The organism is Haloplanus sp. (genome assembly GCF_028275055.1).
Classification (GTDB): domain Archaea; phylum Halobacteriota; class Halobacteria; order Halobacteriales; family Haloferacaceae; genus Haloplanus.
Genome location: NZ_JAQCNJ010000039.1, coordinates 31,591 through 48,617, shown reverse-complemented (window position 1 = coordinate 48,617; position 17,027 = coordinate 31,591). Strand labels below are relative to the sequence as shown.

22 protein-coding genes are annotated in these 17,027 nt (G+C 67.3%); 6 read left to right on the top strand and 16 right to left on the bottom strand.

Annotation, left to right across the window (positions count from 1 at the left end):
- Positions 1 to 31: 31 nt before the first annotated feature.
- A complete protein-coding gene (locus Q0925_RS05215; protein ID WP_299332498.1) occupies positions 32 to 298 on the bottom strand; it encodes a hypothetical protein in 267 nt (88 codons plus the stop codon).
- A 101-nt stretch (positions 299 to 399) separates the two neighbouring features.
- On the opposite strand from Q0925_RS05215, the gene Q0925_RS05210 reads away from it, so the two are divergent.
- On the top strand, positions 400 to 597 hold the full coding sequence (locus Q0925_RS05210) for a hypothetical protein (RefSeq protein WP_299332496.1): 198 nt from the start codon (positions 400 to 402) through the stop codon (positions 595 to 597).
- A gap of 1 nt (position 598) precedes the next feature.
- Here the strand turns inward: Q0925_RS05210 and Q0925_RS05205 are convergent, their stop codons facing one another.
- From Q0925_RS05205 to Q0925_RS05175, 7 genes are all read right to left on the bottom strand, one after another.
- Positions 599 to 2,374 (bottom strand): hypothetical protein, encoded by a 1,776-nt coding sequence (locus Q0925_RS05205; protein ID WP_299332495.1) that lies wholly within the window; start codon positions 2,372 to 2,374, stop codon positions 599 to 601.
- An 80-nt stretch (positions 2,375 to 2,454) separates the two neighbouring features.
- A complete protein-coding gene (locus tag Q0925_RS05200; protein ID WP_299332494.1) occupies positions 2,455 to 3,522 on the bottom strand; it encodes a S1C family serine protease in 1,068 nt (355 codons plus the stop codon).
- A 45-nt stretch (positions 3,523 to 3,567) separates the two neighbouring features.
- A complete protein-coding gene (locus Q0925_RS05195) occupies positions 3,568 to 4,203 on the bottom strand; it encodes a DsbA family oxidoreductase (protein ID WP_299332493.1) in 636 nt (211 codons plus the stop codon).
- A gap of 71 nt (positions 4,204 to 4,274) precedes the next feature.
- Complete coding sequence (locus Q0925_RS05190) at positions 4,275 to 4,556, bottom strand: hypothetical protein (protein WP_299332492.1); 282 nt, start codon at positions 4,554 to 4,556, stop codon at positions 4,275 to 4,277.
- A gap of 200 nt (positions 4,557 to 4,756) precedes the next feature.
- Positions 4,757 to 4,963 (bottom strand): hypothetical protein, encoded by a 207-nt coding sequence (locus Q0925_RS05185; protein ID WP_299332491.1) that lies wholly within the window; start codon positions 4,961 to 4,963, stop codon positions 4,757 to 4,759.
- Between the two features lie 66 nt (positions 4,964 to 5,029).
- Positions 5,030 to 6,439 carry a cryptochrome/photolyase family protein gene (locus tag Q0925_RS05180; RefSeq protein WP_299332490.1) on the bottom strand — a complete coding sequence of 470 codons (1,410 nt, stop codon included), beginning with the start codon at positions 6,437 to 6,439 and terminating at the stop codon, positions 5,030 to 5,032.
- Between the two features lie 42 nt (positions 6,440 to 6,481).
- Positions 6,482 to 6,820, bottom strand: a complete 339-nt coding sequence (locus Q0925_RS05175) for a hypothetical protein (protein WP_299332488.1) — start codon at positions 6,818 to 6,820, stop codon at positions 6,482 to 6,484.
- Positions 6,821 to 6,998: 178 nt separating this feature from the next.
- Here Q0925_RS05175 and Q0925_RS05170 point away from each other — a divergent pair, with 178 nt between their 5' ends.
- The gene (locus tag Q0925_RS05170) at positions 6,999 to 7,163 is read left to right on the top strand and encodes a DUF7331 family protein (protein WP_299332486.1); all 165 of its coding nucleotides are present in this window, start codon (positions 6,999 to 7,001) and stop codon (positions 7,161 to 7,163) included.
- Here the strand turns inward: Q0925_RS05170 and Q0925_RS05165 are convergent.
- Entirely contained in the window at positions 7,160 to 8,263 is a 1,104-nt protein-coding gene (locus Q0925_RS05165; protein WP_299332485.1) for an NADH dehydrogenase subunit, read from the bottom strand. The two genes, Q0925_RS05170 and Q0925_RS05165, sit on opposite strands and share 4 nt — an antisense overlap.
- Before the next feature lie 121 nt (positions 8,264 to 8,384).
- On the opposite strand from Q0925_RS05165, the gene Q0925_RS05160 reads away from it, so the two are divergent.
- Entirely contained in the window at positions 8,385 to 8,891 is a 507-nt protein-coding gene (locus Q0925_RS05160; RefSeq protein WP_299332484.1) for an MOSC domain-containing protein, read from the top strand.
- A gap of 86 nt (positions 8,892 to 8,977) precedes the next feature.
- A complete protein-coding gene (locus Q0925_RS05155) occupies positions 8,978 to 9,256 on the top strand; it encodes a hypothetical protein (RefSeq protein ID WP_299332483.1) in 279 nt (92 codons plus the stop codon).
- Between the two features lie 38 nt (positions 9,257 to 9,294).
- Here the strand turns inward: Q0925_RS05155 and Q0925_RS05150 are convergent, their stop codons facing one another.
- Positions 9,295 to 9,516: a hypothetical protein gene (locus Q0925_RS05150; RefSeq protein WP_299332482.1), complete on the bottom strand. Its 222-nt coding sequence runs from the start codon at positions 9,514 to 9,516 to the stop codon at positions 9,295 to 9,297.
- 754 nt (positions 9,517 to 10,270) lie between these two features.
- Between Q0925_RS05150 and Q0925_RS05145 the strand changes: the two genes are divergently transcribed.
- Positions 10,271 to 11,332, top strand: a complete 1,062-nt coding sequence (locus Q0925_RS05145) for an isocitrate/isopropylmalate dehydrogenase family protein (protein ID WP_299332481.1) — start codon at positions 10,271 to 10,273, stop codon at positions 11,330 to 11,332.
- Between the two features lie 5 nt (positions 11,333 to 11,337).
- Here Q0925_RS05145 and Q0925_RS05140 read toward each other — a convergent pair whose 3' ends face one another.
- Together Q0925_RS05140 and Q0925_RS05135 are read right to left on the bottom strand one after the other, a co-directional pair.
- On the bottom strand, positions 11,338 to 11,685 hold the full coding sequence (locus tag Q0925_RS05140) for a 2Fe-2S iron-sulfur cluster-binding protein (RefSeq protein ID WP_299332480.1): 348 nt from the start codon (positions 11,683 to 11,685) through the stop codon (positions 11,338 to 11,340).
- 56 nt (positions 11,686 to 11,741) lie between these two features.
- On the bottom strand, positions 11,742 to 12,296 hold the full coding sequence (locus Q0925_RS05135; protein WP_299332478.1) for a DUF1684 domain-containing protein: 555 nt from the start codon (positions 12,294 to 12,296) through the stop codon (positions 11,742 to 11,744).
- Between the two features lie 112 nt (positions 12,297 to 12,408).
- On the opposite strand from Q0925_RS05135, the gene Q0925_RS05130 reads away from it, so the two are divergent.
- The gene (locus Q0925_RS05130; protein WP_299332476.1) at positions 12,409 to 12,600 is read left to right on the top strand and encodes an HVO_2922 family protein; all 192 of its coding nucleotides are present in this window, start codon (positions 12,409 to 12,411) and stop codon (positions 12,598 to 12,600) included.
- Positions 12,601 to 12,607: 7 nt separating this feature from the next.
- Here the strand turns inward: Q0925_RS05130 and Q0925_RS05125 are convergent, their stop codons facing one another.
- The 4 genes from Q0925_RS05125 to Q0925_RS05110 all read right to left on the bottom strand — a co-directional run bounded on the left by Q0925_RS05125 (position 12,608) and on the right by Q0925_RS05110 (position 17,024).
- The gene (locus tag Q0925_RS05125) at positions 12,608 to 13,579 is read right to left on the bottom strand and encodes a dienelactone hydrolase family protein (protein WP_299332474.1); all 972 of its coding nucleotides are present in this window, start codon (positions 13,577 to 13,579) and stop codon (positions 12,608 to 12,610) included.
- Positions 13,580 to 13,867: 288 nt separating this feature from the next.
- Positions 13,868 to 14,758, bottom strand: coding sequence for a universal stress protein (locus Q0925_RS05120; RefSeq protein WP_299332472.1), 891 nt, complete (start codon positions 14,756 to 14,758; stop codon positions 13,868 to 13,870).
- Between the two features lie 115 nt (positions 14,759 to 14,873).
- Entirely contained in the window at positions 14,874 to 16,778 is a 1,905-nt protein-coding gene (locus Q0925_RS05115; protein WP_299332470.1) for an ABC transporter ATP-binding protein, read from the bottom strand.
- A 54-nt stretch (positions 16,779 to 16,832) separates the two neighbouring features.
- Positions 16,833 to 17,024: a DUF7333 family protein gene (locus tag Q0925_RS05110; protein WP_299332468.1), complete on the bottom strand. Its 192-nt coding sequence runs from the start codon at positions 17,022 to 17,024 to the stop codon at positions 16,833 to 16,835.
- Positions 17,025 to 17,027: the final 3 nt, after the last annotated feature.

Genomic DNA, 17,027 nt, shown 5'->3' with positions numbered 1-17,027 from the left:
GGCTCATAATTAGCCCAGTCGTATTAATAAACTACGGTCCCCAGCATCCGTGGTCGTTGCTCCGGTCGAGACGCGTCCCATCGCGTAGGCAGTACTCGACCGAGGGGTCGCGACTGGTGAACCCACACACCGGACAGTCCCGGCGCGGCGCGTCGTCGTCGCCCCGGGAAAACAGAATGGGGACGAACGGTAAAAGGAGAAACGCGATCAGCGTGTCGAGATAGTACCAAGCGGCGACGCTTACGTCGACGCTCGCGGCCAACCCGACGGCCGCCGTCGCGGTGCGGGATCCGACCATACACCGCGATTCCGGCGAGGCGAGCAAGTGTGTGTCGGTCCACCCACCGGTCCGTCGGAGCGAAAGAGGTATATGGGCCTAATTAAATGTAATTAGCAGCCATGGGCGACTCGTTCGTTCGTTCGACGGTCGTGGGACCGCGAGGGGTCGACTACCTGCTCGCGTCGATGGGACTGGCCCTTTTCGGTGGTGTTGCCGTCGGTGCTGTATCGGGTGTCTCCCTCCGTCTCGCGGCCGGGAGTGGCTCGGTACTGGCGGCAGGTCTGCTGGCTGTTTGCCTGTGCCGCTACCCTCGGTAGCTCACCGGACGCGAGCCACGACAACAACGAACACAAAAAGCAGAACCCCGACGGCTGCGAGGGGGAGGTCGATCGGTCCGACGAGGGGGAGTGGGACCGACAGAGACGCGCCAAGCGGCCTAGGGAGGCCAACGGCGGGGACAGAGAACGTGATGCCGATCACGGGGATTCGGACCGTCGCGGCGGGATCGCTCTCGGTCTTATCGGCGTCGGTGCCGTCACCCCTACCGCCGTTGTCCCCGCTCCGGGCGGTGGAAACGGGCGTGGGATCGTCGACCGGTTCGTCGACGGTCACTGTCTCGACGTGTTCGGCCCCGCTCACGTCGCGCACCCGGACCCGGACCTGCGTCGCGTCCGTGCCGCCGGCGAGTCGCGTTCGGAAGGTTCCGTCCTGCCCGAGGTCAACCGGCCGGGCGTCGACGATCCGGCCTGTCGACGGAGCAACCGCCTCAACGGTGACGTCGTCGATCTGTCCGTCGACGACGCGGCCACCGACCGCGACATCGCCGCCGTCGACGTAGCCGGTCCGCCCCTCGTCGACGCTGATCGTCGGCGTGAGAAACGTCGACAACGAGTAGTTGCGGACCCGGTCGTTTCGGGCGGTGTCGTTCACGCCGACCACGACGGTGTCGTCGCCCGGTGGGTGGTAGACCGTGGTTTCGAAACTGACGTTCCGCCGGCTCCGGTCGGGGGCCGTCGTCTGAGGGAACACCAGCCGATGGCGGACGGTGACGTTTTGAGTCTCGTCGGGGTCGTCGTCGGTGTCACTCGCCCGCTCCGTGTCGGCTCCGTCCTTGGTCTCGTCGGTCGTGTTCCGGGTCTCCTGTAGCCAGACGTCGTTTACCCCCACCTCGTCGGTCACACGACCGGTGATGCGTAGCCGCGTCGGCGACACGTACTCGATGTGGGTCACGTTCAGCGTCGGGCGCGTGTCGTCGCTGACGGTGACCGAAAGGTGGGTGGCCGCCGTGTTGCCGGCCGCGTCAGTGACCACGATCCGGAGGTAGTTGGTGCCGAGCGCGAGGGTCAGCGACTCGTTGAATCGGGTGCCCGGCGAGGGGAGGAGGTGCTGATCGCGCCCCTCCACGTCGTCGTCGTCGCCGTCGTCGTTGGTGTCGCCGTCGTCGGTGTTGACCGGGAGCTGTTCCTCGGGGGAGAAGGGGGCCTGATCGACGTTGTATGCGAAGTCCCCGTCGTCGTCGTCGCCGTCGCGGGACGCCCCACGTTCGTACTCGTAGGCGTGATCGATGCGGACGTACTCGATGGACGACGAGTCGTTGATCTCGCCGGCGACGGTGAGCGTCGAGTCCTCAACCGTCAGGGTCGGGATTTCGTCATCGAGTGGTGCGGGCTCGATCGGGTCCTCGTAGGCGACGACCGGGTCGGCGTCGTCCTTTGTGATCGTCGCCTCGTGGGTCGTGGTGCCGTCGGCCCTGACGACGACCGTCACCCGATGCTCGCCCGTCGTCAACTCGAGGGGAAGGCTCCGGTCGACCGCCTCGCTCGACGGCTCGAAACTGTGTCTGGTCGTCCCATCGACACGAACCTCGACCAGCGAGACGGGTGTATCGGCCGACACGGTCACCCGAACCAACGGGTCTGTCGGGGTGTGGTACGCCTCGCCGCTGTCAAGCGGCGTGCCGTCGACAGAGATGGAAACGGAGGCGGCTGCGGAACCATCGCCACCGGACTCGGACTGGGCTGTCGCGGGCGCCACCGGCGTCACCGCTCCGAACACGACGAGCAACGAGACGACAACGACCGCGCGGTACTCCATGTGGGCCGTCCTCGGTCGGAGTCGAGGGCGGGGTGGCCTATCAGTGGTCCGCCCCGATTATCAGCGGCGAAAACGCGTGGTCACGAGGGCAGGTCCGGCCGGTCCGGCCGGTCCGGGCGCGACCCGAGTTCCATCTCGACGGTCCGCTCGTCTCCGTCGCGCAGGATGGTGAGCGAGACGGTGTCGCCGGGGCTCGTCTCTAGGGCGAGGTGGCTGCCAAGCGCCTCGGTAGTATCGGTTGTCGTTTCGCCGATGGACAACACGACGTCGCCGCCGCCGGGAACGGCCTCGCCGTCGACCATCACGCTCTCGCCGCTTGGCTGCAACACGTCCACCGCCGGGCCGTCGGGAATGACCTCGACGACGAGCAGTCCACGCGGTTCGTCGAGGTCGTTCGCTTCGGCGAGGTCCGGGGTGATGGGGGTCAGCGACGCCCCGAGGAAGGAGTGGTCGAACGACCCTGTCTCGATGAGCGCGGGGAGAACACGCCGGGCGAGGGCCGCGGAGATACCGAACGCGATGTTGTCGCCGCCCCCCGAGTTGATAACGGCGACCACGCGGCCGTCAAGCGACATCAGCGGTCCGCCGCTGTTGCCCGGATTGACCGCCGCGTCGGTCTGGATGGCGTCGGGAATCCGGTAGCCGGTCGGTGCGGGAACGGAGCGGTCGGTGCCGCTGACGATACCCGTCGTCACCGAGCCATCGAGGTCGAATGGGTTGCCGATGGCGATTACCTCCTGACCGACGGTCGTCGGTTCCTCGGCGAGAGAAAGCGGTGTCGCCGACTCGGGGAGCGAGTCCGTCTCGATAACCGCCAGATCGCTGTTCGGGTCGGTGCCGATCACCTCGCCGTCCAGCCAGCGGCCGTCGCCGGTCCGGAGGTCGACCGATGTTGCCTCGCCGACGACGTGGGCGTTCGTGACGACGTGGCCGCCCTCGTACACCCACCCGGTTCCGCCTCCCTCGTCGGTCCGGATCAACAACACCGAGTCGATGGCGTCGCGGTAAATCTGGGTGTACGAGCCAGCGTCGCTCGCCGTGTCGCCGTCGGCCGCCAGTGGCGACGAATTACAGCCCGCAAGTCCAGCGGTCACCGCCACGCCACTCAATCCTAAAAACTGCCGTCTGCTTGCGAGTGAATCGTCCATCGTTCCGTATAACACGGCGACCGACAAGAGGTTGTGGGACCGAGATCAGGTCCCGTCAACCAGCCGCGCCAGTTGGGCGGGCGGGACGGCTCCTCGGGCGGCGTGGCCGTCGTACGCGAACGTCGGGACGCCGGTGATCCCCTCGGCGTTGGCCTCCTCGAACAGTCGGTCGAGCCGTGTGTCGAGGTCGGTGTCCGAGAGCGCGTCGTCGACGACCGACGCGGTTAGCCCTGCGTCGGTCGCACAGTCGACCAGAACGTCACGGTCGCCGATGTCGCGCCCGTCGAGCCACAACGCCTCGAAGACGGCCTCGTCGAACGCCAGCCACGTCTCGTAGGGTTCGGTCTCGCTGACGTGGTAGGAGGCGATCTGGGCGGGCCGGGAGTCCACGTCGGTGGCGATCTCCTGTGCCATGTCGACGTCGTACTCGTTGGCGAGTCGGCGGACGTTCTCGCGGGCCTGCTGGTAGTAGTCCTCGTCTTTGCCGTCGTCGGCATCGGGGTCGATCTCACCGTCGGGACCACGCCTGCCGGCGCGGAGGTCGAAGGGCCGCCAGTCGATCTCCAGCGGGTCGTCGCGGTCGGTCTGATACACCGACAACGACTGCCGGCCCAGATAACAGAAGGGGCAGACGTAGTCGGAGTAGACCGTGATCCGTTCACGCGGTCGTGTGTCGCTCATAGCTGTTGTTGTCGGTGTAGACGGTAAAAGAACGCGGCTCGGGACCGCGAGGACCGCGGCCGTTCTCGCGGTCACCGGACGCCTCTCGTCCACAGCGGTCGGTGGGGTGTACAGGCGTAGCGGTATGTGCCCGGCTCCTCGGCGGTATGCTCGGAGATGAGCCGTTCCGCCGGTACGGGGTCGCTCTCGGGGTCGGCGTCCCCGGCGACGACGTTGTGCCGTGTGTCCTGCCCGGGCCATCTCCGGACAACGGTGGTCCCCGGCGGAACACCGGCCGCCGGGTCGGCCGCGAGGGTGACGCCGTTGTCCTTCGCGAGGACGACGTCGTCGTGTGTCGACACCCCACGCTTCATCCGGTCGTCGAAACCGGCGGCGTCGGTGGAGTCGCCACCCCCACCGTCGTCGCCTCATCGCCGCACACCCATCGGGACGGTGAAACAACCGAGAACGACCGTCCCCGCCGTTGGGACCGCCCGTCGCATGGGTTCGGGGCCGGCGTCGCCTCGGGGCATGCGCCCGTCCGGCAACGAGGGGTCCGCCGAACGTGTTCGCCTCAGCCGTCCTCGAGCAGACCCATGTCGTCGGCCACGAGGTCGGCGAGGCGTTCGGAGACGGCGGGGTCGACCTCGGCGACCGACTCGCCGTCGTGAACGGACTCGTTGTGGCGTTCGACCGCGTCGCCGACCGACGGGAGGGGAACGCGGGTGGTCGTCTCACACGCCGGGCAGACGATCGGGACGGTAGGCTGGTCGTCTGTCATCGTGCGTTCCCTCGCCTCACATGATAAAAAGGTCGGGGAAGCCGGCGGTGGGGCTTCCCCGGCGACTCACCCGTCGTCGGCCTCGCCGCGTGCCTGTTCGAACATGGCAAGCGCCGCCTCGCGTCGCTCGCTGTGGTCGACGATGGGAGCCGGATAGTCGGGGGCCGCCCGGCTACGCTGTGTTAGCGACAGGTTGTGCCAGTCGTGGATCAGGTCCGGATCGACACCCCGCAGTTCGGGAACGTACTCGCGGATGTACTCTGCGTCCGGGTCGTGGCGCTCGCCCTGTGTCATCGGGTTGAAAATCCGGAAGTAGGGCTGGGCGTCGGTGCCGGTCGAGGCCGCCCACTGCCAGCCGCCGTTGTTGTTGGCGGGGTTGTGGTCGGCGAGTTTCCGGCGGAACCAGTCGTACCCCTCCCGCCAGTCGAGCAGGAGATCCTTCGTCAGAAAGGAGGCGACGATCATCCGCACGCGGTTGTGCATGTACGCCTCCGCTCGGAGTTGGCGCATCCCGGCGTCGACGATGGGGTAGCCCGTCTCGCCGTCCTTCCACGCCTGGAGTTCCTCCGGGTCGTCCCGCCACTCGATGTCGTTCTCGTACTCGCGGTAGTTCTCCGTCACTACCTCGGGGTTGAAATAAAGGACGTGGTGGTAGAACTCCCGCCACGCGAGTTCGCTACGGAAGGTTTCGACCGCCTCGCGGGCCTCGTCGTCCGGGGCCTCCTCACGGGCACGCACCACCCGGTCGTGGAGCGTCCGGACGCCAACGGTGCCGTGAGCCAGATGCGGCGAGAGCCGGGAGGTGGCGTTGGCCGCCGGCCGGTCGCGTGTCTCCTCGTACCGGTAGATCGGCTCCGAGCAGAACTCGTTGAGGCGGTGGCGCGCTTCCTCGTAGCCGCCGTCCGGGACCGTCGCCTCGGGCGTCTCGAACCCCAGGTCGTCGAGGGTCGGGATCGGCGTGTCGCGACCCGGCGAGACGAGACGGTCCGCCCCCGGGGCCGGTACCGATCCGCGCTTCTCGCGGTCGCGCCACTTCTTCCAGAAGTAACTGTACACGGAGTAGGGCTCCCCCTTATTCGTCGTGATCGACCCCGGTTCGTGGTGGAGGTGGTCGTGGACGACGTGGCTCTCGACGCCCGCCGCGTCGAGGCGTTCTTGGACCCGTTCGTCGCGCCGCCGGCCGAGGCCGGAGTACGCCTGTGCCCACGAGGCCGCGTCGGCGTCGTACTCGTCGGCGAGGCGGGCGAGTTGCTCGGGGGCGGAGCCCCGGACCACGAGTAGGTCGCTCTCGCGGGCCCGGTACCATTCGCGGAGGGTCTCGAGGCTGTCGAGAATGAACGCGATCCGTGGTGGTGCAGCGTGGTCCAGAATCTGTGGGTCGAACACGTACACCGGGAGGATGGGTTCCGAATCGACCGTCGAGAGCGGCAGGTTGTCCGACGGTCGCAGATCGGTTCGGTGCCAGTGAAGGCGCATATCGAGTAGTAGGGATGGGTCGAAATAAAAGCCCGACTCGCTCTACCGGCGTGCGTCGACCTGGCGGGCCATCACCCGACAGTGTTCGGCGGCAACGTGCGAATCGTCGCCGGTGCGCTCGGTGGGTCGATCCCCCGCCCCCGCTCCCGGATTCGGTCCCGGTCGCTCCCCGTCGCCGTCGACCGTCGCCAACGCCCGGTCACAGCCGTGGAGCAGGCGGGACCGGAACTCGCTGTCGGGAAGCTTGTTGGTCGCCACCGTTTCGGCGCTCGTGAGACACTGTCTGGCGGTGTCCGGATCGCCGTCGTCGAGCGCCGCCGCCCCCGCCTCGAACAACTGACCGAGGACGTCCATCACGTCGCCGGAGAACTCGCTGGACACGATCGATATAGCAACTCGACCCACAAGACAGCGTCGTGTCGGAGGCCATCGGGGTACCGGACGGCAGTGTCGGCGACACCGAATCGACCGTCGGTGCCGGTCGGGACGGGAGCGAGCGGGTCACGTCGGTCGGCACGAACCGGTCGACTGAAATGTTCGCTGGTCGGAATTCCGGTGGATGCAGGATCAACCGCTCGGCCGAGAGGTGCCCGACCCCGAACCGATCGACTTCGACCGCTACGCCGCCTACGAGGACGGCGTGGCACTCGTGGTCTGTGACCGGACGAACCCCACGGCGTGGATGCGGGCGGAGCCGACGGCGGTGGCGACGCTTGATCCCTAGTCGACCGGGCAGACGTCCGATCGAATGTCGACGCGACCGTCACATAACTCGGTGACCGTTCCGTCGATGGGGGCGTGGTGGGCGTTGCTGATGCCGTCGCCGGGCGTCGCGATCATCTCGTCTGTGGCCACCTCCTCGCCGGGCGAGACGACCGGGTCCCCGGGGGCGACGGGACCGATCGCCTCGTTGGCGACGAGGGGAACGCCGACCGCGTCGGGGGTCAGGCGCGTCGGGTCGGTCTCGTGGTCGCCCGCCGTCCAGTCGCGGGCGTCGAGAACGTCGATGCGGCCCTCCCCGTAGGTGTTGGCGGCCACGGTCTCCGTGTCGAGAACGAGGAGACCGTTCGTCCGCTTGGACGTCCGGAACGTCTCGGGGGTGCCGTCGGTTCGGAAACACCACCCCGGTCCCCCGTGCAAGAGCACCTCGGTGTCCGAGAGGGAGTCGATCGGCCGGCCGGCCGCCTCGAGGAGGTCGGCGGCGGTCGTTCCCACGGGAACGTCGAGAAAGCGGTGTTCGGAGACGTTGCCGTCGACGTGGACGTACGTCCGGGTCGTCGGGTCGCCGCGATCGATCGCCCGGTAGACGTTCCAAAGCGTCTCCGTGTTCTGGACGATCCAACCGAGATCCATCGGGAGGTCGTCGCCGGCCGGAACCGTCCCGGCCACGGCGTTCAGAAGAACACTCTCCATGCCGTACTTGTACCGGTCCTCGGTGTAGGCAAACACCACACCCGACTCGTCGTCGGCGTCGATCGGGAGGTCCTCTGGACGGTAGACGGTCGCGTCCGTCGCCGCCTCAAGCGGTTCGGTCCAGTCGCGGTGTTTCAGTTTCGGCGTAACGACCACCGTTTCGAGGGTCGACTCCAGAAGCGCGTCGAAAAGGGCGGCGAACGCGTCCGCGCGCTCCCGACCCAGCCACCGATCCATGTAGTAGATCGGCTCGCTCTCCTGGTGGTTGACGAGCAGGTGGTCGACATCATCGAGGCGTTGCCACTTCGCGTGCGTCGGGAATCCGGCTCCGCCCGCTCCCGCGACACCCGCGTTCTGAATCGTCGTGGCGATGCTCGGCACCGCCGTACCGTCGAAGTGCGAGAGACTCATACCCTAGTACCGTGTACATTGTTAACGAGTTTCCATATAATTCCGTCGATCATCGACGTGTTGTTCGTTGGGCGACGACACCCGTGCGAACCGTTATGCTCGCCGGGCACCGACCAGGAGTATGGCGCGAGTAACGGAGATGTTCGTCGCTGAGGCGGGGTCGGAACCGATGCACTCCGTCGACCGTGTCGAGGCCGTCGACGGTGGGCTCCGCGGCGACCGGTACTGTGAGGGGACGGGACACTACACGCCCTTCGACGTCTGCGAGGTGACGCTGATCGCAAGCGAGGACATCGAGTACATCGACCGGGAACTCGACCTGTCGCTCGATGCTGGCCAACACCGGCGCAACGTCGTCACCGAGGGTGTCGACCTCCAAGGGTTGCTCGACCACCGGTTTCGGGTCGGCGGGGCGACGCTGACCGGCACCCGGCCACGTCCACCCTGTGCACACGTCGAGGACCTCGCGGCGGAGGCGGGTGTGGCCCGTGCCCTCGGCGAGGGTCGTGGCGGGATCTGTGCGGATGTCGTCGATCCCGGCCCGATCAGTGTCGGCGACGACATCGTCGACCTCGGATCGACCGACCGCACGGACGAGATCATCGGTCGACTCCGATCGGAGGAGTGAATCCGCGGGTCCGAACGACGCGGGGCCGGGAACCGAGGGATTGATACGTCAGTCGTCCTCGACAACAACATGACAAGCAAACCGCCATGTCCTCAGTTATTACACAGCTTGCGAACCGAACCCCACTCACCGAACACGAGTTCGGCGACGAAACGCTCGAACAGGCCCTCGACGAGGCGTTCGAACACATCGGCGTCGATACGATGGTACAAGCCGACGCGTTCCAGGAGGTTTTGGATATGGACGCGCTCAACAATCTCCACGACGGGTCGTCGACATCGCAGCTCTGTACGACGTTCGTGCTGTACGGCCACACCGTTTCGGTCACGTCAGAAGCCGTCCGCGTCTACGAAGCGGCCGGGTAAGGTGAGCCGATAACGGCGGCCGTCGCGGGCATCGCCGCTCAACAGATCGGCTTGGTCTCGATCCAGGGACCATCGAGTCGGCGCTCGTACGCCTCGTAGGCAGTCTCGACCGTTCGCTCCGCAGCCACGGCCGCGCGCTCCCGGTCGGTCTCGCCCGCACAGCGGTCGTCCAGCAGATCGGCTCCATTGCAGACAAGCGCTTCGGGGTCAGCCTGGAGTTCCCGGACCGTCTCGTCGGCCTCGTTGCCGAAGACCCTCACCACCCGGAGCAGCGACCCCCTGCTCACGAGTGGGTGTGCGACAAGCCCCGCGGCGAACCGCTCCGGCGTCGTCTCCAGCCCCCGGAGGTGGTCGTGCTTCGGGTCGGGGATGGGGTCGGCCGCTACCCACCGATCGAACGTCGGCGCGTCGCTCGGCGGCGATGGACGCGACGCCCGTGCTGTCGTCGACGGCGGTCGCCCCCGGCGTCGTTGGCACGTTCACGGTCCGCGACGGCGACGCACTTGTCGTGGGCGACGCGAGCGTGGCGGCGGCGCTCCCCGGCCACACCGCCGGGATGACGGGCTTGCTGATCGGCGACACGCTCCCGACCGGCGACGGCCCCTTTTGCGACAGCGTTGCCAGCCCCGAGTTACAAGCAAACGCCGATCCGACAACGGGGGCCCGGACCTCACACGACGCTCACCGAGCATCTCGACGCGTTCGGCGACGACGTTCTCATCGCGCCCGGCCACACCGACGCGGGCGTGGGCGACGAGATGCGTTATCGCTCGCTTCGGCGGCCTCCGGGCGAAACTGGCCGCCTTCGGTTCGGACGAGTCGACGGTTGTCGACCGCATCACCCGGGTCGGGACGGAACCGGCGAACGCGGCTCGGATCGTCGCGGTTAACAAAGGGGCAGAAACCGTCGACGACGCGGCCTCCAAACTCGAACTGGGACCGAACAACGGCGTGGCCGGCGGGCCCTGAGCCGGTCCCCGGACCATTTATCAAGACGCCCGGCGACGCACGCCCATGTCCTACGACATCGCGGTGATTCCGGGCGACGGGATCGGTATCGAAGTCGTCGACGCCGTCGAACCGCTGTTGGTCGACACGGCGGCCGCCCACGGCGTTGACGTGTCGACGACGATCTTTGACTGGGGGAGCGAGCGATACCTCGACGAAGGATCGATGATGCCCGAGGACGGTCTCGCCCGGTTGGAGTCGTTCGACGCCGTGTTCCTCGGCGCGGTCGGCCACCCCGACGTGCCCGACCACGTCACGCTCCGGGGCCTCCGCCTCCCGATCACAAAGGGGTTCAACCAACACGTCTGTAAACGTCCCTCGTATCTGTTCGAGGGCGTCCGAAGTCCGCTCCGGAACTACGAGGGCGGCGACATCGATTTCGTCGTTTACCGACAGAACACCGAAGGGGAGTACGCCGACGTGGGCGGCCGCGAACACCGCGGCTTCGAAAACGAGGTGGCGGTGCAGGCGTCGGTGTTCACCCGTGAGGCGACCGAGGCGGTCGTCCGCCCCGCCTTCGAGGCAGCGAGCGAACGCAACGGGAAACTGACAAACGTCACCAAGTCGAACGCACAGGCCCACGGCATGGTGTTTTGGGACGACATCGTCGCCGAAGTGAGCGAGGACTACCCCGGCGTCGAGGTCGAACGCCTCCTCGTCGACGCCGCGAGCATGGACCTCGTCCGTCGTCCCGACGAGTTCGACGTTATCGTCGCCTCCAACCTTTTCGGCGACGTTCTCACCGACCTCGGCGGCATCATCTCGGGAAGCCTCGGTCTCGCACCGTCGACAAACATCAACCCGGATCGGTCGTCCCCCTCGATGTTCGAACCGGTCCACGGCAGCGCCTTCGACATCATGGGCGAGGGGGTCGCCAACCCGCTTGCGACCGTTCTCTCGGGGGCGCTCATGTTCGACCACCTCGGCGAGACGGCCGTCGCGACGGCCATCGAGACGGCCGTCGCCGAGCAGTTGGCCGACGCCGCCGCGCCCCGCACCGCCGACATCGGCGGCGACGCGACGACCGTCGCCGTCACCGACGACCTGGCGACCCGATTGGTCGGGTAGCGGGGTCAGTCCTCGTCCTCGTCCTCGCCCTCGTCCTCGTCGACGTGTTGTCCCCAGAATCCGTCGTGTTTGGTCACGTCGAGGTCGCCCCGAACCCGGGTCTGGCAGGCGAGACGTAACCCGTCGTCGGGGTCGTGTGGCGGGAAGTCGAGGCGGCGACGCTCGCGGGCGGTCGGATCGCTCGTCGCACCCTCGACGCCGACGGCGCAGGTGCCACAGGTGCCGAGGCCGCCGCAGTTCAGCCGGTCGGCGAGGCCGTTGTGCGGTGTGAGGCCGGCGTCGCGGAGAACGGTCCTGAGGAGCGCACCTCGACTGCAGTCGATCGTGCGGTCGCGGAACCGGACTGTTGGCATAACCGTGTGTATGACCCGGAGAAAGGTAGCCGTTGCCACTGTGGACGGTCTGTGCCTCAGAGCTCCGGCGTCCGCTCGCCGGCCGGGACCGTTGTCTCGAGCCAGTTCTCCTCGGGGGGTAGCGGACAGGAAAAGGCGTCGCTGAACGCACAGAACGGCGTGTACGCGAGGTTAAAATCGACAGGAACCTCGTCGCCGTCCGAGAGGTCATCCTTGGGGGCGAGTTCCATATACCGGCCGCCGTGGTAGGTGGCCTGTCCCGTCGTCTTATCACGGAAGGGAACAAACAACTCGTCACCCGAGGCGTTCTCCTGCCGGTAGCCACCGAGGGTGTGGGTTTGGCCGCCGAGGTCGAACGAGAGCGAGACGACACGCAGATACCGGACCGTCCGGTCGTCGCTCGTCTCCATCTCGACCGGGTCCGGGTCGTCGTGGACGGTGACCGTCGCGGTGACCCGGTGGTCGGGGTCGGGGTCGAAGTAATCAAGCCCATCGAAGTCGTCGCGTGCCTCCGGCGGGAGCGGCGAACTCCGCTCCTCGGCGAAGACGCGGTCTTTCTCCGCCCGGTTCGCGCGCAGGCGTTCGACGTAGTCGTCGTGTGAGTCGGTCATACGTCAGCTACCGTGGCGACGGGTTTCAGTCCGACGGCTGGTGGGTCCGGCGTGCCGGCGGCCGCCGCGGCCTGCCCCTGGTTTCTTGTCCCGTTCCGTCGAAAGGCATGGTATGTCGGGCGCACGCTTCGAACTGTTCGTCGACGCCGCCGACGAGTGGCGGTGGCGACTCGTCGCCTCGAACGGCAATATCATCGCCGACAGCGGTGAGGGGTACACCTCGAAACAGGGGGCGGAACGCGGCATCGAGAGCGTCAAGCGGGTCGCCGCGGACGCGGCCATCCACGAACTGACCGAGGAGTGAGCGACGGCTACCCCGCTTCCGCTCCGTCGCGCATGGTCTCATCGAGGAACCGGAGCGTCTCGGTCCACGCGTCCCGCGTCGCGTTGGGGCGGAAACTCTCGCCGCTGGGGTTGGCGAAGGCGTGGCTCGCACCCTCGTAGACGTACACGTCGTGTTCGACGCCGAGGTCATCGAGGGTCCGGTCGAACTCGCGGACGTTCTCGATACCGACCACCTCGTCCTCGGAGCCGAAGACGCCGAGAACGGGGCCGTCGATCGACCGGAGCGTCGACTCGTCCGTTTCGAGCGTGCCGTAGTAGATGACCGTCGCGTTCAGATCGGCGTCGCTGAGGCTCAACTGTAGGCTCTGGCCGCCGCCGAAACACCACCCCAGGCTGGCGACCTTGTCGGTGGTGGAGGGCATGTCGCGGAGGCCGTCGACCGCCCGACTCATGTCGGCCACCGCGACGTCGGGGTTCTCCCGAACCTGCCCGGAGAGGTCGGCCGCCCGCGAGGCGTTTCGCGCGATTTCGCCGTCGTAGAGATCGACCGCGAAGACGACGTACCCCTGTCCGGCGAGCACCTCGGCCATGTGTTCGATGTTCTCGTTGAGTCCCCACCACTCGTGGATCATGACGACGGCAGGGTAGGTGCCGTTGTCGGCCGGGCGGGCGAGATAGCCCGGCGTGCCGTTGATCGTCGTGCGCTCGGTCGTGATCGCCGAGAGGTTCTCCGCGGCGAAGATGTCGGCGTTGCCGTCCGAGGTGACGGGCTCACAGGAGCCATCCGCCTCGATCGCACCGGGCTGACAGCCGGTGTGTGGCGTCTGGGTGTAGCTCGCGTCGGTCGACGACGGCGTCGGTGTGGCCGTCTGGGCCGGGGTAGCCGTCGGCTCCGCGGTCGGCTCCGGCGTCGAATCGGGACCGGGAACGAGGCCGGAACACCCCGCGAGGAGGACCAGCGCGGCCACCGCGACCACCGTCGGTCGTGGAGCAGACATGTCACCGGTCAAAAGAAAGCCGTCGACAAAACGGTTCCGCCGCCCGCGGTCGGTCCCCGCGTGACTCCCGGGTGATACGTCGCCGGGCGAGGCGTCGGCGTGACGAGCCACCGTGTCGTGGTGTCGCATACGGCGACGCGGGCCACCTCACCGTCCCGCCGGCGACCACACGCCGGACATCCACGGCGACACCGAGAGCGACGGTCCCGGTCGTGACGGCTCCTCGGACGCTCCGTCCGGTGGGGGACCGGAGGCTGCCATCAAGCGTGGCGAGGGCGGGCGCGACGGTCAGTCCGCCCGCACCGAGAGCACGACGCTCCGTGCGTTATCCCGGACGGTCCGGTTGGTCGACCCGGCGAGAAACCGTCGGAGACGCCCCGTGGTCGGCGCGCCGACGACCGTGAGTCCGTAGTACCCCGACTGGGTGATGATGGCCTCGGCGGCGATTTTGGCCTCGGCGACCCGCGTCGAAGTCGAATCCGGTCGCCCGATCCGCCGAGCGGCCGCCGCGACCTGTGTTTCCGCCCGACGACGCCGGTCGGGCGGCGCGTCCTCGTCGACAACGTGGAACACGTCGACCCACGCGTCACAGTCGGCGGCGATACGCCCTGCCACGTCCGTCGCCAGGCCGGAGTGGGGTCCTCCCGCGACGGCGAGAAGAATCGAGGGAACCCGCTCGTAGCCACACTCCCCGCTCACGGTGATGACGTCGCAGTCGGCGTGGAGCGCCAGTCGCTCGGCGAGTCCCCGGTTGAGCAGCCCCGACCCGACCGTGCCGGGCAGGACGATGGTATCGATGTCGTGTCGGTCGACCGATCGCAACAGCCCGTTCGCGAGGCGGTGTGTGTACAGAAGCCCCATTTCGGTGTGCGACGCCGATGGGGTGTCGTTTCCGACCGCCCAGTCGAGTAGGTCGCGTTCGCCGTCGGTCGCGAGGTCGGCCCCGTGGACCGTCGTCGATCGGTCGACGGCCGTCGTCGGATCAACGGCATAGAGGGTCGCGCCCGACGCGCGGGCCAGCGACGCCGCGACGCGGACCTGATCGCTCGTCGCGGGCACGCCGGCTGACAGCAACGGGACGAGCAGACGGCGGGCGTCGAACCGGCCCGCGAGATGTGGCGCGTCCCCGGGCGAATCACCGGCCTCGATCAGGACCGGGGACGCGGATGCGAGACGCATATGTATCGGCTACGGGCCGTGACCGAAAAGATGATTCGATAGTTCAAAACCGACGCTGTCGTGGCGAGACGGGGTCTACAAAGTGGTGAATCCGTCGTCACGCCGAGAGCGTCGATCAGTCGTCGAGTGCACTGACCGGGCGCTCGTCGGCCTGAGCGTGCCAGAGGTTGGCGTAGTCGCCATCCACGCGCAGCAACTCGTCGTGGGTTCCCTGCTCGACGACCTCGCCGTCGTCCATCACGACGATCCGGTCTGCGTCCTTGATCGTCGAGAGGCGGTGGGCGATAACGAACGCGGTGCGATCCTCGACGAGACGTTCGATGCTTTCCTGAATGCGTTCCTCGGTTTCCGTGTCGACGTCGCTTGTCGCCTCGTCGAAGATGATGATCTCGGGGTCGTTCAGGAGGGCACGGGCGATGGCGATGCGTTGGCGCTGGCCGCCCGAGAGTTTGATACCGCGTTCCCCGATCCGCGTGTCGTAGCCGTCGGGGAGGTCGGTCACGAACTCGTGGGCTTCGGCCGCCGCCGTGGCCCCACGAACCCGTTCGCGTGCGTCGGGGTCACCAGCCTCCTCGCCGTCCAACACCTCGCGGTCACCGTAGGCGACGTTTTCGGCGACGGTCCCCGAGAAGAGATACGGCTGTTGTTCCACGACCGCGACGGCGTCCCGGAGCGCGCGCAGGCGGTACTCCCGGACGTCGACGCCGTCGACCCGCACCGCACCGGCGTCGACGTCGTAGAATCTCGGGAGAAGCTTCAGTAGTGTGGACTTGCCCGCGCCGGTCCGGCCGGCGAGGCCGACCGTCGCGCCGGCGGGCACATCGAGGTCGACGCTCCGAACCACGGGCGGTTCGTCGCCGTACGCGAAGGTCGTCTCGTCGAAGGTGACCGTCCCCTCTACGGTCTCGGGGTCGTAGGGGTCAGTAGGGTCGGTGATCGTCGGCTCACGACCCAGCAGACCGAAGACGCGTTCGGCGCTTGACTTTGCGAGTTGGTACTTGTTCGCTGACTTGCCGACGCGGCGCATCGGGGAGTAGAGCCGACGGAGATACAGGAAAAAGAGCGCAAACGTCCCGGTCTGGAGGGCGGTCTCGCCGTCGGCGCTCGTGATGAAGTCCATCCCCGCAACGTAGAGGATGCCGACGAAAACGACACCGGTGAGCAGGCGGAGACCGGCGAAAAAGGCCCGCCTGATCCGCAACGCGGCCACCTTCTCGTCGTGGTAGCGCTGGCTCTGGTCGGTGACACGCCGGCGCTCGAAGTCGTAGCGGTCGAATGCCTTGATAACCGGCGCGCCGCTGAGATTGTTGTCCAGTCGGGTGTTGAGCCGCGAGACGGTCTGCCGGATCGACCGATACCGGGGTTCGATCCACGTCAGAAAGTACCCGCTCGCGACGCCGATGATCGGGACGGGCGCGAGTGCGATCAGCGCCAAGGTCGGCGAGTGCCAGTACAACACGGCCGCGATGCCGCCGACGGTGGCGACCACGCGGATCAGCTGGCGGAACTCCGTGTTCAGAAAGGATTCCAATCGGTTGATGTCGCTGTTGAGAATGGACATCATGCCACCGGTCTGGTGGTCGGTGAAAAAATCGAGCGAGAGATGCTGGAGATGGTCGTAGGTGTCGTTCCGGAGGTCACGCTGGATCTTCTGGGCGGTCGACTGGAGAAGGTACCGCGAGATAAACCGGGTGGCCGATCGGAGGAGATAGGCGATGGCGGCGATGGCGACGAGTCGCCGGAGAAAGTCGATTTTCGCGGCCTCCGAGGTGATCTGACCCGACGGGAGAAGGCCGACCGTCGCCAACAGACCGGGGTCGCCACTGGAGAGAACGACCCGGTCGATGGCGGCGGCGACGATGATCGGCGGGACCAGACGGGCAAACCGCGTCACGAACGCCGAGAGGATACCGACAACGAGACGGGGCAGGTAGGTGGCCGCGTAGGCCAGCAGGTTCACCATCGGGTGGCCGTCGACGTTCTCGCGGACGCCCTCGAACCCGCCGTGGTCGTCAGCCATACCTCAGTTGCAGGGACGCGGCGTGAAATATGCCGGGCTTTCGGTCGCAGTCGTTCAACCCTCCGCCCGGAACTCGCCGTGTTTGACGCCGATACCGAAAGCGACCAGCCCGAAGACGAGCATCGACGGCGCGACCATCATCATAACCGTTCCGACGGCCATCACGCCGCTTGCGGCGAGGCCGCCGACACCGACGCCGACGATCACGAGCAGTACACCGAGGGCGACTGGCAGGCTGAACTTCATACC

What these genes read in the sequence shown, in the direction of transcription:
- Q0925_RS05210 (WP_299332496.1), top strand. Translation starts at nt 400, where the DNA reads ATGGGCGACTCGTTCGTTCGTTCGACGGTCGTGGGACCGCGAGGGGTC.
- Q0925_RS05185 (WP_299332491.1), bottom strand. Translation starts at nt 4,963, where the DNA reads ATGACAGACGACCAGCCTACCGTCCCGATCGTCTGCCCGGCGTGTGAG.
- Q0925_RS05145 (WP_299332481.1), top strand. Translation starts at nt 10,271, where the DNA reads ATGTCCTACGACATCGCGGTGATTCCGGGCGACGGGATCGGTATCGAA.
- Q0925_RS05215 (WP_299332498.1), bottom strand. Translation starts at nt 298, where the DNA reads ATGGTCGGATCCCGCACCGCGACGGCGGCCGTCGGGTTGGCCGCGAGC.
- Q0925_RS05195 (WP_299332493.1), bottom strand. Translation starts at nt 4,203, where the DNA reads ATGAGCGACACACGACCGCGTGAACGGATCACGGTCTACTCCGACTAC.
- Q0925_RS05180 (WP_299332490.1), bottom strand. Translation starts at nt 6,439, where the DNA reads ATGCGCCTTCACTGGCACCGAACCGATCTGCGACCGTCGGACAACCTG.
- Q0925_RS05135 (WP_299332478.1), bottom strand. Translation starts at nt 12,296, where the DNA reads ATGACCGACTCACACGACGACTACGTCGAACGCCTGCGCGCGAACCGG.
- Q0925_RS05170 (WP_299332486.1), top strand. Translation starts at nt 6,999, where the DNA reads ATGCAGGATCAACCGCTCGGCCGAGAGGTGCCCGACCCCGAACCGATC.
- Q0925_RS05165 (WP_299332485.1), bottom strand. Translation starts at nt 8,263, where the DNA reads ATGAGTCTCTCGCACTTCGACGGTACGGCGGTGCCGAGCATCGCCACG.
- Q0925_RS05155 (WP_299332483.1), top strand. Translation starts at nt 8,978, where the DNA reads ATGTCCTCAGTTATTACACAGCTTGCGAACCGAACCCCACTCACCGAA.
- Q0925_RS05110 (WP_299332468.1), bottom strand. Translation starts at nt 17,024, where the DNA reads ATGAAGTTCAGCCTGCCAGTCGCCCTCGGTGTACTGCTCGTGATCGTC.
- Q0925_RS05190 (WP_299332492.1), bottom strand. Translation starts at nt 4,556, where the DNA reads ATGAAGCGTGGGGTGTCGACACACGACGACGTCGTCCTCGCGAAGGAC.
- Q0925_RS05205 (WP_299332495.1), bottom strand. Translation starts at nt 2,374, where the DNA reads ATGGAGTACCGCGCGGTCGTTGTCGTCTCGTTGCTCGTCGTGTTCGGA.
- Q0925_RS05140 (WP_299332480.1), bottom strand. Translation starts at nt 11,685, where the DNA reads ATGCCAACAGTCCGGTTCCGCGACCGCACGATCGACTGCAGTCGAGGT.
- Q0925_RS05125 (WP_299332474.1), bottom strand. Translation starts at nt 13,579, where the DNA reads ATGTCTGCTCCACGACCGACGGTGGTCGCGGTGGCCGCGCTGGTCCTC.
- Q0925_RS05200 (WP_299332494.1), bottom strand. Translation starts at nt 3,522, where the DNA reads ATGGACGATTCACTCGCAAGCAGACGGCAGTTTTTAGGATTGAGTGGC.
- Q0925_RS05130 (WP_299332476.1), top strand. Translation starts at nt 12,409, where the DNA reads ATGTCGGGCGCACGCTTCGAACTGTTCGTCGACGCCGCCGACGAGTGG.
- Q0925_RS05160 (WP_299332484.1), top strand. Translation starts at nt 8,385, where the DNA reads ATGGCGCGAGTAACGGAGATGTTCGTCGCTGAGGCGGGGTCGGAACCG.
- Q0925_RS05120 (WP_299332472.1), bottom strand. Translation starts at nt 14,758, where the DNA reads ATGCGTCTCGCATCCGCGTCCCCGGTCCTGATCGAGGCCGGTGATTCG.
- Q0925_RS05115 (WP_299332470.1), bottom strand. Translation starts at nt 16,778, where the DNA reads ATGGCTGACGACCACGGCGGGTTCGAGGGCGTCCGCGAGAACGTCGAC.